12 protein-coding genes and 2 pseudogenes are annotated in these 14,495 nt (G+C 41.2%); 10 read left to right on the top strand and 4 right to left on the bottom strand.

Going from position 1 to position 14,495, the window contains the following annotated elements; all coding sequences use genetic code 11:
- Positions 1-59: 59 nt before the first annotated feature.
- Positions 60-398: pseudogene (tnpA, locus tag T357_RS19585) on the top strand (IS200/IS605 family transposase); the annotation flags it as partial.
- 98 nt (positions 399-496) lie between these two features.
- Here the strand turns inward: tnpA and T357_RS0117405 are convergent.
- The 3 genes from T357_RS0117405 to T357_RS0117415 form a co-directional block, all read right to left on the bottom strand.
- Positions 497-1,489: a helix-turn-helix transcriptional regulator gene (locus tag T357_RS0117405; protein ID WP_031555312.1), complete on the bottom strand. Its 993-nt coding sequence runs from the start codon at positions 1,487-1,489 to the stop codon at positions 497-499.
- 218 nt (positions 1,490-1,707) lie between these two features.
- Positions 1,708-2,382: a relaxase/mobilization nuclease domain-containing protein gene (locus T357_RS0117410; RefSeq protein WP_155991540.1), complete on the bottom strand. Its 675-nt coding sequence runs from the start codon at positions 2,380-2,382 to the stop codon at positions 1,708-1,710.
- Positions 2,369-2,746: a MobC family plasmid mobilization relaxosome protein gene (locus T357_RS0117415; RefSeq protein WP_031555317.1), complete on the bottom strand. Its 378-nt coding sequence runs from the start codon at positions 2,744-2,746 to the stop codon at positions 2,369-2,371. The genes T357_RS0117410 and T357_RS0117415 overlap by 14 nt, the downstream gene beginning before the upstream one ends.
- A gap of 373 nt (positions 2,747-3,119) precedes the next feature.
- Here T357_RS0117415 and T357_RS0117420 point away from each other — a divergent pair, with 373 nt between their 5' ends.
- The 5 genes from T357_RS0117420 (at position 3,120) to T357_RS0117440 (ending at position 10,887) form a co-directional block, all read left to right on the top strand.
- The gene (locus T357_RS0117420; protein WP_031555320.1) at positions 3,120-6,629 is read left to right on the top strand and encodes a hypothetical protein; all 3,510 of its coding nucleotides are present in this window, start codon (positions 3,120-3,122) and stop codon (positions 6,627-6,629) included.
- On the top strand, positions 6,626-8,752 hold the full coding sequence (locus T357_RS0117425; RefSeq protein ID WP_049962541.1) for a hypothetical protein: 2,127 nt from the start codon (positions 6,626-6,628) through the stop codon (positions 8,750-8,752). Before T357_RS0117420 ends, T357_RS0117425 begins: the two co-directional genes overlap by 4 nt.
- Positions 8,753-8,923: 171 nt before the next feature.
- Complete coding sequence (locus tag T357_RS0117430; RefSeq protein WP_031555325.1) at positions 8,924-9,499, top strand: hypothetical protein; 576 nt, start codon at positions 8,924-8,926, stop codon at positions 9,497-9,499.
- 6 nt (positions 9,500-9,505) lie between these two features.
- Positions 9,506-10,213: a YkgJ family cysteine cluster protein gene (locus T357_RS20650; protein WP_049962542.1), complete on the top strand. Its 708-nt coding sequence runs from the start codon at positions 9,506-9,508 to the stop codon at positions 10,211-10,213.
- A 68-nt stretch (positions 10,214-10,281) separates the two neighbouring features.
- Positions 10,282-10,887, top strand: a complete 606-nt coding sequence (locus T357_RS0117440) for a type IV toxin-antitoxin system AbiEi family antitoxin domain-containing protein (protein ID WP_155991543.1) — start codon at positions 10,282-10,284, stop codon at positions 10,885-10,887.
- 124 nt (positions 10,888-11,011) lie between these two features.
- Here the strand turns inward: T357_RS0117440 and T357_RS21015 are convergent, their stop codons facing one another.
- Positions 11,012-11,542, bottom strand: coding sequence for a type III toxin-antitoxin system ToxN/AbiQ family toxin (locus T357_RS21015; RefSeq protein WP_031555333.1), 531 nt, complete (start codon positions 11,540-11,542; stop codon positions 11,012-11,014).
- Positions 11,543-12,296: 754 nt separating this feature from the next.
- Between T357_RS21015 and T357_RS0117455 the strand changes: the two genes are divergently transcribed.
- From T357_RS0117455 to T357_RS21615, 4 genes and pseudogenes are all read left to right on the top strand, one after another.
- Positions 12,297-12,893 carry a DUF1349 domain-containing protein gene (locus tag T357_RS0117455; RefSeq protein ID WP_031555337.1) on the top strand — a complete coding sequence of 199 codons (597 nt, stop codon included), beginning with the start codon at positions 12,297-12,299 and terminating at the stop codon, positions 12,891-12,893.
- A 227-nt stretch (positions 12,894-13,120) separates the two neighbouring features.
- Positions 13,121-13,486, top strand: a complete 366-nt coding sequence (locus tag T357_RS0117465) for an ACT domain-containing protein (protein ID WP_031555341.1) — start codon at positions 13,121-13,123, stop codon at positions 13,484-13,486.
- 17 nt (positions 13,487-13,503) lie between these two features.
- Positions 13,504-14,136, top strand: a complete 633-nt coding sequence (locus T357_RS0117470) for a flavodoxin family protein (protein WP_031555345.1) — start codon at positions 13,504-13,506, stop codon at positions 14,134-14,136.
- 107 nt (positions 14,137-14,243) lie between these two features.
- A pseudogene (locus T357_RS21615) lies at positions 14,244-14,495 on the top strand (hypothetical protein); the annotation flags it as partial.

Genomic DNA, 14,495 nt, shown 5'->3' on the forward strand with positions numbered 1-14,495 from the left:
GTATCCTCACTATAATAGTAGTGCTCAAGCCACTATACAGAAAGGATACGGTGATATAAATGGCGAATAAAGAATACTCGCTCGCCCATACGAAATGGATGTGTAAATATCATATCGTATTTACACCAAAGTATAGACGAAAAATAATTTAAAATCAATACAAGGAAGATTTGCGCGATATAATAAAGCACCTATGTAATTACAAAGGTGTAGAGATAATAGAGGGGCATCTGATGCCAGATCATGTACACATGTTGGTGTCAATACCGCCCAAGTATAGTGTTTCATCATTCATGGGGTATCTGAAAGGTAAATCTGCATTGATGATGTTTGATAAACACGCAAATTTGAAATATAAATTTGGAAACAGACACTTTTGGTCAGAAGGTTACTATCTGTAGTTTGAATCTTTCCAATCAGATTGTAGTAGTGCTCAATATCGGAAGAACGCTTGTGGAGATTTTCTATTGCGCATTGCAAATGCATGTTAATCACCTCATTTCAGGTATTGCGCTGTAAGACGTCTCACTTCATACTGCATCTTGTGAACGACTGTATCCGGACCGGTGATTTTTACACCTTCGCCCAGAGACATGATCCAGCCCAGGAACTGATTGCTCGGGATTACATTGACGTGAACGCTGAAGGTGTTTTCATCTTTAGGAATCAGAGTTACGTCCTTGCCGAAACGGTCAATGATAATACCGGCTTTGTCGTTGCTGCATTCCAGAGTGACGCAGGTTTCTTCTCCGCCGAACATACCGAACACAGCCTTGGAATACTTGGCCATATCGAAGTTCTTAAAAGCTTCCTGACCTTCACGCTTAAACTTAACGACATCGAGATCCTTCATTTTGTCCACACGGTAATGCTTGATCTTATAAGCTTCAGAATCGTAAGCAACGAGATAGTAGTACTCGTCATCCCACATCAGGCACCAGGGGCTGACCTGGTACATGGCACCATCATGGCGCAGAACCTGATTGCCCTTGATATCCCATTGGAAATAGTGGAAGGCGATCTGCTTACTTTCCGCAATAGCAGAGTAAATGGTATCCACGTTGTTGTAGACCAGTTTATTCGGTGTCTTGATTCTTCCGGAAATAACAACCTGCCTCTGCAGCTGCTTTGCCTCATAGGTGCTGACCAAGTTTTCCAGCTTCTTGATCAGCTGCTTAGACTTCTTATCCGTGATGAACTTAGCCGCCTGTACAGAATCCACCAGAAGCTTCAGTTCAGGAAGTTCAAACTGTCGTTTTCCAAGATGGTAATACGTGTTGCGACCGATCTTTTCGCTGATGATATCCAGACCGTAATGATCCAGTTCTGCAAAATCAAGATACAGTGTTTTCCTGTCTGCAGATACTTTATAGGATTCAAGTTTCTTAATGATTTCCTGTATGGTCAGTGAATGCTGATCATCCGTGTATTGTGTGAATATCTTTACCAGATAAAGCATTTTCAGCTTCTGATTTTCTCCCTTTGCCATAGCCCCGGTTCCTTTCTTTCATTTCCATTATGATAACACGAAGAGAAGTGTAAAGGAATGATTGAGTCTTGAAATCGGGACGCAAAGGTCAGCTTCCGCGCTCTTGGTTCTTAATGATTTCCTGTTCCCTTCCGGTCTCAAGAATGGTACGGACATTTTGTTCTACAGTTTGCAGTTCGCGCAATTTGGATCTGGCAAAGGAATAGCTTTCATATTGTTCATTTTTCTTTGTTTTCTTGGTTAAGAACAGCCTGTCCACGTCGTTTTGCCCAGTACTCCCTGTCAGTGATTCTCACCTTGGCTGGAGAGAGCAGATCGACCTGATAGAAGTCCTCACGCTGGCACAGATCCATGACAGACTGTTTGAGGAAGTTCATGTAGGATTTTGTGACATGGTGCTTGTGTCCGGCCAGTGCATCACCGGGACGTTCCATGAAATCCTGCATCTCAACATCCAGCTTACGGACGCTGTTGATTACGATATGTACATGGATATTGCCGGCACTGTTGTGGCCGTCTCTGTGTGTACAGACAATGGTTTGATGGCCGGGAAAATTACTGCTGGCAAACTCCATGCCGATCTCCTGAGCATGCTCCGGAGTCAGTCCGTTTTCATCACGATCTCTGGAATCAAAACTGATGATGTAATGATGAGCCTTGATCTCGGACCGAGTACGGTTCTTACCGTATTTTGCATTGATTGTCTGACACTCAGCATTGAAACTGAATGGATCGCAGTAGATACCGTCAAGCAGATAGAAGTCACGTGGAATCTCATTGCCGGCGTCATCCAGAATGGGCTTATTGGTGAACTCATCATGCTGTATGGTCAGATAATCTGTGGCAGCATCATAGTTGGAATTTTTGATGAAAATATGCTTAACAATCGCCACGATATTCACCCGCCATTTCTTTCACTTCATCCCGCATATCATGTAGTGCAGTGATGCATTCTGAAACCTCTTTAGCCATCCCCTCGGTAAATGTTCCTCCCTCGTTCAGATGCCTGGCAATCTGGTTGAGGTTGACGCCGATCTTGCCAAGGTTACGGAAGACATCCAGTAGTTCTGTACTTTCAAATACCAGTTCCGGCTTCAATACAATATTCTGGTTCAGAATCAGCCGACGGATATATTCCGAAGGGGAGATACCGGCTAGCTCGGCATTTTTCTCCAGTACGGACCACATTTCATCTGTCATACGAACACCGACAAAATGTTCCTTTGCCGGCGGAATATCCTTTTTCTTTTTGCTCATTGAATCCCTCCTTTTGAACCACGGAAGTGGTCAAAACTGTGACTGCCGCAGGCAGGAACCGGAGCACCTGTGCGACAGAGAATAAATACACTCTCGTAAATTAGGTGTGGACGGATAATAAGGAGAGTGCTGAAAAAACAAGCGTTTTTCACGAGGGCTTGGGGGAGCGGAATCCCCAACAAGTTGCCAGTAAACAGAGATCCGGAATCGGATAACTGTTTAACAAGGCGAAACTTGCTCTGAGTATCTATGGGATTTGTCACTTTTTCTAAAAGTCCGAAAAATGGGACTGCATGTGAAGTAGAATGAGAATGGAACATTGTAAGAAAAACAATATCACGAAGATAATCTGAGGTGAGAGAAGGAGGAAATCGTGAAAGAATATATCATCACTACTATGTTTTGCGGAGAGCACGGCCTGCATCTGTGTGAGCTGCCAACAGGATATGGAAAGACCTATAATGTCGTTCATGCGATGAAGGAGTACCTGGCTGATCAGGATAACCACAGGAAAATTATTTATCTGACAACACTTAACAAGAACCTGCCGGAAAAGGAATTACTGTCTGCGTTCGATAATGATGAGGCAGCATATCGGAGAAATGTCCTGCGTATCCGATCCAATTTTGATGAGGTGACTGAAAAGCTGGAAAATCTCGCAGTGCCGGAGGAGTTTCAGACAGATCGATATGATCAGCTATATGACCTGGTGCAGCGATACAATCGGGCAATGGCAAGCAAGGCGACTGACCAGGAATATATTCAGGACATCAAAAACAGGCTGAACGATGCCGAGCGTGCATTCAGAGCTGAAATTACGAAGAAGCTGAAACATAATTTTTATAACAAGCAGGCACGGCTTAAGGCGATAAGAACTGATAGTAATTGGAAATGGATAGGACAGTTGTATCCTGCGGTTTTTACAGATGATCACCAGATTTTATTGATGAGTATCAGTAAGTTTATGAAAAGAAACTCCTGTCTCGTTGAGCCCAGCTATGAGTTTCTAAAGTCTGACATGATCGAAGATGCAATCATCTTCATAGATGAGTTTGATGCTACGAAGGCAACCATTGAGGAGGCAATAACAGAAGGTGCATTATCTATTCAGGAAGAGTATTTATCATTATTCCGTCAGATCCTCAGAGGCTTAAATCCTAAATACCTGTCTCGGGCAATGAGAGATGCTTATCAGAATCTGGATGCTGAGGTTCCTGCTCAGTTCACCTTCGAAAAAATCTTGGAGGAAGCACAGGAAATTGAGGAGAAGTATGCGGTATATCTCAGCTATAAAACTGCTGAAGAGAGTGTCGACCGCAAACAAAATTTCCTTCTGAAAGATGCTACATATCATACTCTTTTCCATGACAACAAGGGGTATATACGGGCCGCAAGAAATGATGATGAGAACCGAATCGATATTTTCTTCGAGACAAGAGAAGAATTCTATGCACATGTAAAGAAAAACAAAGAGGAGAACATTGTCGTCTATGCGCTGCTTCGTGAGATCAATCGTTTTCTAATCCACTTCCGAACATTCCTCTTTGTGTGGGCCAGACATTACATGCAGGAAATCAATGCCAGACGAAATCCGGAAGATGATGAACTGACATTGGAGAATGCAATCAGCACGATACTGGACAAGTTTGAATTGAGTCATGCAGGTCAGCTGCTGGTTCTCAGTGAGATGCGAAGCTCATCTGTAAATCGTAAGCAGAAGGAACTTCTTCCGGACAATAGCTTCTATCAGCAGGGAATGGAAATCTTTGAATTTGAGGATCAGGATTCGCATCATGACTCCACGAATCTGCGTCTGGTTGCCGTGTATGATACACCGGAAAAGATTTTGACTTATTTGTCGGAAAAAGCTTCCGTTATCGGTATATCAGCAACCGCAGAGATACCGAGTGTGGTTGGCAATTATGATCTGGGATATCTGAAAGAAAAGCTGGGAGATCAGTTCCATCTGACATCGAAAGATACGAAAACCAAGATAGCTGCACAACTCAAAAAAGGTTGGAAGGCTTACGATGACGGGCTGGTTAGAATCCATGCGGAGATGGTGAAAAATGAGGTAGTAAATTTTGATGCATTATCCGTGTGCAGTGAGATTTTCCATAATGAAGAATTAGCCATGATCTGTGCAAGACTGATTCAGAATACAGTTGAGAAGGACTATTATGCACTGAGATACTGTAATATCGTCCGTGCTATGCATCAGTTTTGCTCGGTGAAAATACAGTCTATGCTGTATCTGGGAATGGCTCTACCCAAGAGAAATAATCCTGAACTGGACGAAGAACTTCTGAAGAAGCTCTTTAGCCTTGTGACCCAGGATATTCAGGCAAGTAACAGTGCGGAATGCGATGTATTGAGTACAGAAAAGTCTTTGTGCATTCTTCGCAGCAGTAACTTTGCTGAAGATAAAGCTGCTTTGCTCGATAGGCTCGGGGCTGGGGACAAAGTATTTATCATGTCATCATACCAGACCTTGGGAGCTGGCCAGAACTTGCAGTACAAGGCACCGGATAAGGATAAACTGATAGAACTTGTGCCGTATCTGGAAAACGGAGATAAACGACACTTTTATAAAGATATCGATGCCATCTATTTGGGAGATGTTACAAACCTGACAGCGAATACCTATTCAGAGAAGAAGCTGACAGAGAAAGAGCTTTTAGGAATGCTGTTTCAAATCGAGGAATTGAAGCAGAATGCAGAGCTAAGTTATGCAGAAGCGGATAATATGATCAAGCTTGCTTTTCGTGCGCACACTGGGCGTGGTCATATGGAAAGAAATGTTCTGTATCAGACAGAGAGTGTCCGACTGCAGGCTACTCGCCAGGTAATGCAGGCGGTTGGCAGAATGTGCAGAACATATCTGAAAGCACCGGACCTATACATTTATATTGAAGAGCAGCTGCTGGAGAAATTATCGGCAGGAGAATTGAAAAAACATATTCTTCCACCGGAAATGGAGGCCATCGTAAAACTGAGAGAGGCCCTTGGCACGGAGTATTCCAATGAGGAAGTCAAGGTCCTGAAGCGAGCAGAAAAAGTTTCATCATTTGGCATGTGGAATATCAGGCAGACCCTGTCTCGAAACTGGACAGAGGACAGCATGGCTTTATGGATGAATCTGCGGCAGACGACCCTTGCAAATCCTACGGCAGATTCAGAATTACGTGAGTCGGAAGAACTGATCCGTAAGCTTTATGTCACAAGCGGGCAGCCGCAAAACAGATATTTTTACTCTCAATATTCCGATTTCAGTGACGTCACAATCGACTTCGGAAGTGATGCGATTGCTTTTCGTAACAGTGGAAGAGCAAAACAGAAAGCTGACAGCGGAGAGGTACTTGTCTATGAAATGTCTGAGGCTGAATCTGGCCTGCCAGTCATTATGCAGTATCCTGGAATGAAAGAATTTTTCATTCATTCAGGGTATGCGACTGAGTTTCAAAAAAATGACTTTATGATGAGTCCGGTTGTGTTCCATAACATCTATAAAGGTGCACTGGGAGAAGTGGCAGGAAAGTATATTCTGAGACGAGAGCTTGGCATTGACCTTTCAGAGATTACGGATCCGGATAAATTTGAGTTCTTTGACTATGTGATGACACCGGATGTCTATGTGGATTTCAAGAACTGGAAATTCAGCTATCTCGCAGATCGTGACACGGTAAAAAAGGAAATTCTACGTAAACTGGATGCCATCGGTGGTAAACGAGTCTACATCATTAATATTATCGGTGACCCTACAGGCTACGTTCCGACTACACCGATCGATGCACGTATTATTGAAATTCCATGTCTGATTGATCAACAGGGACATCCTGTTAGCAAGTGTCTAGGCATGATTCGAGAGGAGGACTTCAGATGATTTTGACGAACAAATTCCATGTGGAATATGACTTTGCTTTGATTGATCGAGATTATGATATTTTTCTGGTTGAAAAACCTGGGTACTTGGATAAGACCAATATTCTGGATCTTGCTACACAGAGGTTTCTGGCAAGAGCTGTGCAGTATTCTTTTGGTAGGAAAGCATTGTTGCTGTTTGATAAGAATGATATATCGGAAAAACAGTTTAGAGAGGCCATCGAAACAGATTATACGGATGCTACAGTGAAAAAACTGGATATCCTGAATGAGGACATCAGAAAGCAATCATTCTACTATCAGAATCGCCTGTTGCTTCAGTTGCTGGTGAATTCTATTCGTGTACCAAGAATGGAAGGATTCTCTTATAACAATCTGACCGGAAAGTTTTTCTATGGAGATCCAAGTTGGAGAAGCCGGGACAGAAAAACAAAACAACCGTATAGTATGTACTTCCTGGAGATTTCCTTTGATCCTGGCATGTACCTGAACCTTGACGTAAAGACATTTCGTAAGAATAAGTATTCCAAATCAGGGCGATTTTATCTTATTGATCCCAATACAGGAATTTTCCGTAGAAAGCTGAAGGAAGATAATGTTCGTCAGGAAGATTTATTTACGGAGGCCTCCTTTGGCAGCAGTCATAATACAGTCAAGTATCTGGACTTTGGATCTTTTGAAGATTTTCGTAAGTGTAAGCTTGGTGTAATGGAACAGTTCTTGCAGGATGTTAAGAAGTATCTTGGCCAGTATGTCACATTGTCAGCAGAAGAGCGTGAAGGAGACCAGTGTTATAAGGAGTCTAAGAAGGAGAAAGACAATCTTTCCGGAGTAGATTATGCCGTAATCCTGGATAAGCTTGGAGTGAATATCGTCGATGTGTGCAGGACAGAGGTTTCTGAAAGAATAGTGAGTCGGCTGGTGGGAGAACTGCAGCGCTTTTACGGCATTACGCCCCAGCTGGGGGAACTGCAGGAGTCCATGTATAACATCAGGGTGATCCATAAGCAGGAATACTACGAGGAACAGCAACTGCCGGATCCCCACAGTGATGATCTGCACGGCTATATCGTGCAGCATATGACACAGGAGGAGCATACTGATTTGCTTGGGGCACCTGGTGAAAAAGAATCTCCGGTCATTCACAAGATACTGGTTGAATTGATCTTAAAGGGTGATGTTCGTGCAGGACAGATCAGCATCTATAACTGGGAAAAACTCTGTGCCAATAAGGATTGGACATTTGTGCAGCGACAGCGACTCAAAGCGCCGGAAGGTGGCTTCGAAGAAATCACAAATGCAGCAGGGAAGACAACCAGGAATCGATTTTTATATTCAACAGTCAATATTTCTCCTGACGGCAGGATGAATTTCCGGTCCTTTGATGACACAGAAAGTGCTGCGGATGGATTTGAGGAAAAAATCAGATATACTTTTGATACGTATGAGGATAAACAGCGCCGTGGACAAAAAGATGTGGAGGGGCTTGTGTTCTCGGATATAGAAAATATCCATGTTATTATCCGTACGAAAGAGAAGACCATGCCGAATACCTCTGCAATCTGGAAAGGACTGAAGGCCACGAATGTCCGAGATGCCATTATCAGAGACGTTGTTATTGGAGCATTAGGCGCATATAAGGAATTCAATCCTGCCGATGACATGTATGCGGATTCACTGGCAGCAGTATTAGGTGAACAGCAGCCCACCTTTACAAAGGGCGAGCTGAAGAAGCTGATGAACATGCGGACTAAGGCTGGAAAACGATTCAATCGATTCCTCCACAATGAGTATGGCATCTGGGTATCTCCGGAAATCAAGGATTCTGATTTCTCTGATGAGTATTTGCTCGAGAATGTAACCGACATCAAATACTTTATAGATGAGGATACGGATGGAGAAGGCATCACGTCACTGAACTACTATGTAGGCCCGACAAAGGAAAGCCTACAGTTATCCATTCACAATGCCAGCATCGTCCGTCAGGTACAGGCAGAGGAGGACGTTGAGTTCGAGGAGTTACTACCATTGATGGCTGTTGATTTTGTGAGAATCGGATCTTACACGGTACTTCCATTCCCGTTTAAGTATCTTCGTGAATGGGCGAATATCGACTGTGAGTAATCAATATACAATATAAAGAGAGTGCATAATATGTCGATGGGGCTCCTGCTACTGTTCACAGTGACTGGCACCTATGATTTGAAAAACCTGATTATGAAAAGATGAGGCGAGTGTCTGATGAGTTGAAGGTTAGAATTTTGGAGCAGGAAGCTTCTAGAAAGCAGGATAATAATGAAAAAAAAGGAAATTGAGAAACAAAGGCTAATCGGAAAACAATTAATGATTGTAGATTTAATTCATGAAGAAAATGACTCAAATACTAGGTTTTCCTTTGTTTCAAAGGATGATCTGAGCAAATGGTCAAGAATTGAAAAAGAAGAAATCATTAAGCTTGTAAACACATGCGCTTATATGGACGATTTTACGATGCAGTGCAATGCGGCCAAGGACCTTGCTTATCATAAGGATGGCTCAGTGGGAAGCAATGCTTACTTATTTTACTTAAGCACTTACAGGCGGTTTTGGTATTTTGCATTGATGCTTATTGATAAAGACTCTATTGATGGATATAGTCACAAAAATGCTCAGAAAAACTATGAAGAATACATGAAGAAACATCAAGAATACCCAGTAGATGAGGGGATGGCTAATGCTGAATTCTTTAAAAATGTCTTAGAGCATTATGTAAGATGGTTTGTAGATTGCTTTAATAATGCACTAGAAGATGGATATGATTGGGATGTTGTAACCAGAATGGCAAGAATTGATTTATCTCAAGAAAGATTTAAGGTATTAGAGCAGATATAGGAGAAAATGACAGAAGAATTGATACAGGAACTGATGAAAAACCCCATAGGAAAAGATGAAACTTTTTATTTCAAATGCAGGCAGTGTGGTGAATGCTGCAAAAATCGAGTTGATATACTGCTATCACCATTTGATCTATGTCGCATGGCAAAAGCTTTAGGCAAGCATCTTCATGAAGTGCTTTATGAATATGGAAACCTTTATGTCGGAGGGACAAGTAAAGTTCCGCTAGTTTCCCTGAATATGCGCAGGGATAATGGGAAATGTCCGTTCCTGATGGAAGACAATCGTTGCAGGATACATAACCATAAGCCGACAGTTTGTGCATTATATCCTTTAGGCCGTGGGGCAACAGGAGATATAGAGGGCAAGAGGAAAATCTTTTATATCTTACAGCCTACAGATTACGGAGAATATTATGAGGCACATACACCACGTGAATGGTTGGGCGAATTTGAACTTGAAGAAAGTGAGCAATGGTTTTCTGTTTGGCAGGGAATAGTCATGGAAATATCTGAGCGCATAAGGACTGTCCTTCCTAAAATGCCGGGAAGAAGTGGCGATGAATTGTTGATGGGGATTGCACAGATTTTGTATCTGCGTTACAAACTGGAACAACCTTTGATTCCACAGGTAAAAGAAAATGCAATACTGGTCGGAAAAATGATAACAATGGTCGAAGGCACTTTAGCTAATGCTACAGGGCGGATGTAGGCGATAACAGTATAGAGTAAATGTCGGTATAAAATATGATATTACCGATATTTACTCGAATTAATTCTATGTACAGAGTATATTTAAGTAAAAGTAGGAATAAAAACATTTTTTTCCGAGGATTACTTAAAATGATTCTGTCATATGAAGAAGCAATAAAAGAATACGGCTCAGATTATAAACTCAAGAAGGCCATAGATTCAGGTGTAGTTTTTAAAATTGAAAATGGGATATATTCAAGTCGAAAGTACAATAATGAGCTGGAAGTTCTATTAAAAAAATATCCAAAAGCCATACTTGCAGGAGAATATGCTTTCTATATTCACGGTCTTACAGATGTGATACCAGAGAAATATTCTCTCGCGACATCTTCCAAAGCGGCTCGGATTACAGATAAGAGAGTGGAGCAGCTATATGTGCGTCAGGATCTTTTACCACTTGGAGTACAGGAAATAGAAAAGAATGGAGCTGTTATAAGAGTATATGATAAAGAACGCATGCTCATCGAACTTCTTCGGAATAAGAATTCTATGCCTTATGACATCTATAAAGATATTCTGTTAAATTATAGGGGAATAATTGGGGACCTTGAAATATGGCGGATCCAGGAGTATGCCGAAAAATTCCCTAAAAGCAAAATGATTTCCAAAGCCCTGGATGAGGAGGTAATGTAAATTGGATATAAATGAAATGATAGATATGTACATGGAAGATGGCCGACAAGAGAACTTGCCACAGCTAGGGTCTGTCAGGATGTTGTTTTGAAGGCTATATCGATTGGACCGCTAAACAGGAATGTTAATCTGACTTGTAACGATCAAGTATTTCTTCAAGCTTTGTCCAGTTTAGGCATCGGCGTTTCACAAAACCACTGGTTTTCTTCTGATGAACCATTCGATAAAGCTTATTTGCTTTGTTAACTATAACTTCATGATTCTGACGGCAGAATGTCAACTGGTCACTTATGAGCTCTTTATAATGCTGAACTGCAGAATTGTCGTTTTTACGTATTTGAGGATGAATCTTTTTTACAACATCGGGACGGACAGGAATCATATTGTTGAAATCCAAAACACCAATAAGCTTTCCTTCTGAATCAAGAATACGATGAAAATCGAGACCATTTTTCATAGATTCGTGTTTTGATTTTGGGGAACTTAAAGGAACACAGTATTGACGCTCATTAAGCATGACTATCAAACCTACGAATGGACGATTATCTTTACCTGCTTGTGGTGAAACAGAGAATACTCTGTCATCGCCCTGATTATGCATATTACGGATTAGTTTCATATCCACAGTATAAAAAGATAGCTGCTCTTGTTTCATTAAGTCCTCCAAACTTAAAGGACTGCTCCGAAGAACAGTCCTTTTCAACTGCCACTTTGATAGCTGGGCTATCCGGTAGGCCGCTCCGACTTTTAACAACTGCCACTTCGATAGCTGGGCTATCCGGTAGGCCGCTCCGACTCTTACAACTGCCACTTTGATGAATGACCATCTAGCAGGCCGCTCTACGTACCAATGAGTTTAAGCGAAAACAATTAAAAATTCAATGTATTCATTAAAAAAAGAAATTAACTTTTTGTAAAAACAGTAACCTTAATGTCACATGACAAAACACATACATTGGGCGGCAGTGATGCCGCTCCGTTTTGATGAAACGGAGGAAATCATGCTTTCATAGTAGCCACACATACTGATAAAGCCCATGTTCACAGTGACTGGCACCTATGATTTCGGTGCCCCAAAAGTTCCCCATTGGTGCATCTTTTCAATGGATTTTGGACGTGTTATATTTACAATGGGTCAAGCGAACGGAACACAGCACCGGTTGCAAAGCCCATTTTCTTTTGCAAAAGAATAAAGGTATTTTAAGCGTCAGCCTACAATTAAGAAAGTTGAAGCCAATATAAAAGAGCTTGAAGATGAAAAATGCTCGCTGGATAAGGATACGATAAAGAACTCAAAAGAGTGTCTTAAGTACTTGGGTAAGTGCAAGGCTGAGCTGGATAAGTTGGTTTAGTAATGAGAATTTAAAGGGATTAAGCATATTTAAGGCAGAATAATGAGGGGCAGAGAGATGATTGAAAAAATGATATGGCTCAGGGAGCCTGAGGATTATAAAATCACAGAAAAGTGCATTGAGGTAACAACGATGCCGTACACAGATTTGTGGCAGAGAACCTACTATCATTTTAGGAATGACAATGCTCCTGTTTTGCAGATGGAAACAGATGATAAATTCTTCTCCTTTATAGTAAAGACAGACTTTACCGACAGCCATCATCGTTTTGATCAGTGTGGAATTGTCATGTATCTTGATTCAGAGAACTGGCTTAAGGCTTCTGTTGAGTATGAAAATGATAAGTTTCAGCATCTTGGCTCTGTTGTTACAAACCACGGATATTCTGATTGGGCAACTACGGCTATTCCAGCTGATGTAAAGCAGATGTGGTATAGATTTAGCAGGAGAGAAGATGATTACTGTATTGAGTGTTCCTACGATGGAAAAGATTTTTCTCAAATGAGAGTCTGCCATATGTGGGAAGGAGCCGGAACGATTTCCTTTGGAATCTATGCGTGCAGTCCGGAAGATTCCAGCTTTAAGGCCGTATTTACAGATATGCAAATAACAGATTGCGCATGGAAGGCTCATGATGGTCAGCATCCGGACTAATAATGTGTGAGATTATAGCAGGAGGTGTTTTGATGGCATTCATAAGAGATGATGTATCCAAGTACATAAAGAATAAATACAAGGCATGGCATTTATAATATGCTTGAAAGAAATAAGGAGTTAATGAAGATACTGGATGGATTTGATAGTTAAGCATTTTAATGAGCTCAGTACCACAGAGCTTTGGATAATACGAACATCTTCCTTTTAGAGTGGAGAATGATTATATGGAATTAAAGAAGATACACTATGATTTTACAGTATGTAAATTGAAACAAGATTCAGATATAGATGTCACAAAGAGTTTTTATTTTGTTGGGAAAACGGATGAGGAGATATCTTTAGTATGTAAGACAGAGGATGCTCCTGCCAATACTTTGGAAAGGGACGATGGATGGAGAGCATTTCGGATACAGGGAGTTCTGGATTTCTCTCTTATTGGAATTCTTTCAAAGATTTCAGGCATATTGGCTGATAATAAGATAGGGATATTCGCAGTATCGACCTATAATACAGATTATATCCTGACTAAAGCTGATAATTTTGACAGAGCATTATCGGTACTTGAAGCGGCTGGATATAAAGTGATTTGATCATGTTAGGAGGAACTATGAAAACTATCATTTTAAATGGAAGCCCAAGAAAAAACTGGAATACAGCAGAAATGCTTAAGTCAGTGCAGAAGGGTGCTGAGTCAGTTGGTGCAGAGACGGAATACATTGATTTATACAGCTTGAACTATACCGGATGTAGAAGCTGTATGGCCTGCAAACGCAAGGATATAGAAAGATGCCACTGCTTCTGGAAGGATGATTTGTCTCCTGTTATAGATAAGATATTTTCAGCAGATGCAATGTTTATAGGTTCTCCGATTTATCTTGGAGATATCACCAGCCAGGTTCATGCATTGATTGAAAGGCTACATTTTTGTGCTTTGTCATACGATGATTATTCTAACTATTTTAAGGGAAAGGTGAATGTAGGAGTAGTGCTTACTATGAATGCTCCAAAAGCCTTTTATGAAAGCGCATATAAGGCTCAGATGGAGAGACAAATGGAAGCATTTAAAGCGCTTAATGGAACTGTCGAAATATATCCTTGCTGTGATACTTTGCAGGTAGCAGACTATAGCAAGTTTAATATGGCAGGCTTTAGTGAAGAACATAAGAAAGAAATGCGAGAGAAGCAGTTTCCAGCAGATCTCGATATGGCTTTTCAAATGGGAGCAAGACTTTCAAAATAATAAAAAAGGCAATCAGCACCATATTTCTGCAGGACATATAAAGTCTATCACGGTTTTATATACAGCTGTCATATCTTGCCAATCCTGAGATTATTGATACAAAAGCGGTGGATACATTTATAGAAGGCGCACGTTGCATAGACACATACAGACCCTGCTATGCTACTCTCGTTCCTAAATTTATCCGAGGAAAATACAGGGTATACCTACATCTGACCATTGAGGGCAAAGCGAAGCCTAAATATGATAAGTTTGGCAATCAGCGACATAAGTATGGTAAAGGAATTATAGGTGCAGATATAGGAACTCAGACAGTCGCCTATACCTCTGATACGGAAGTTGGGATAAAGAACTTATCA

Origin of the sequence: Oribacterium sp. FC2011, assembly GCF_000701645.1 — a bacterium.
In the GTDB taxonomy this organism is placed as follows: domain Bacteria; phylum Bacillota; class Clostridia; order Lachnospirales; family Lachnospiraceae; genus Oribacterium.

What these genes read in the sequence shown, in the direction of transcription:
- T357_RS0117405 (WP_031555312.1), bottom strand. Translation starts at nt 1,489, where the DNA reads ATGGCAAAGGGAGAAAATCAGAAGCTGAAAATGCTTTATCTGGTAAAG.
- T357_RS0117415 (WP_031555317.1), bottom strand. Translation starts at nt 2,746, where the DNA reads ATGAGCAAAAAGAAAAAGGATATTCCGCCGGCAAAGGAACATTTTGTC.
- T357_RS0117425 (WP_049962541.1), top strand. Translation starts at nt 6,626, where the DNA reads ATGATTTTGACGAACAAATTCCATGTGGAATATGACTTTGCTTTGATT.
- T357_RS0117430 (WP_031555325.1), top strand. Translation starts at nt 8,924, where the DNA reads ATGAAAAAAAAGGAAATTGAGAAACAAAGGCTAATCGGAAAACAATTA.
- T357_RS20650 (WP_049962542.1), top strand. Translation starts at nt 9,506, where the DNA reads ATGACAGAAGAATTGATACAGGAACTGATGAAAAACCCCATAGGAAAA.
- T357_RS0117440 (WP_155991543.1), top strand. Translation starts at nt 10,282, where the DNA reads ATGTACAGAGTATATTTAAGTAAAAGTAGGAATAAAAACATTTTTTTC.
- T357_RS21015 (WP_031555333.1), bottom strand. Translation starts at nt 11,542, where the DNA reads ATGAAACAAGAGCAGCTATCTTTTTATACTGTGGATATGAAACTAATC.
- T357_RS0117455 (WP_031555337.1), top strand. Translation starts at nt 12,297, where the DNA reads ATGATTGAAAAAATGATATGGCTCAGGGAGCCTGAGGATTATAAAATC.
- T357_RS0117465 (WP_031555341.1), top strand. Translation starts at nt 13,121, where the DNA reads ATGGAATTAAAGAAGATACACTATGATTTTACAGTATGTAAATTGAAA.
- T357_RS0117470 (WP_031555345.1), top strand. Translation starts at nt 13,504, where the DNA reads ATGAAAACTATCATTTTAAATGGAAGCCCAAGAAAAAACTGGAATACA.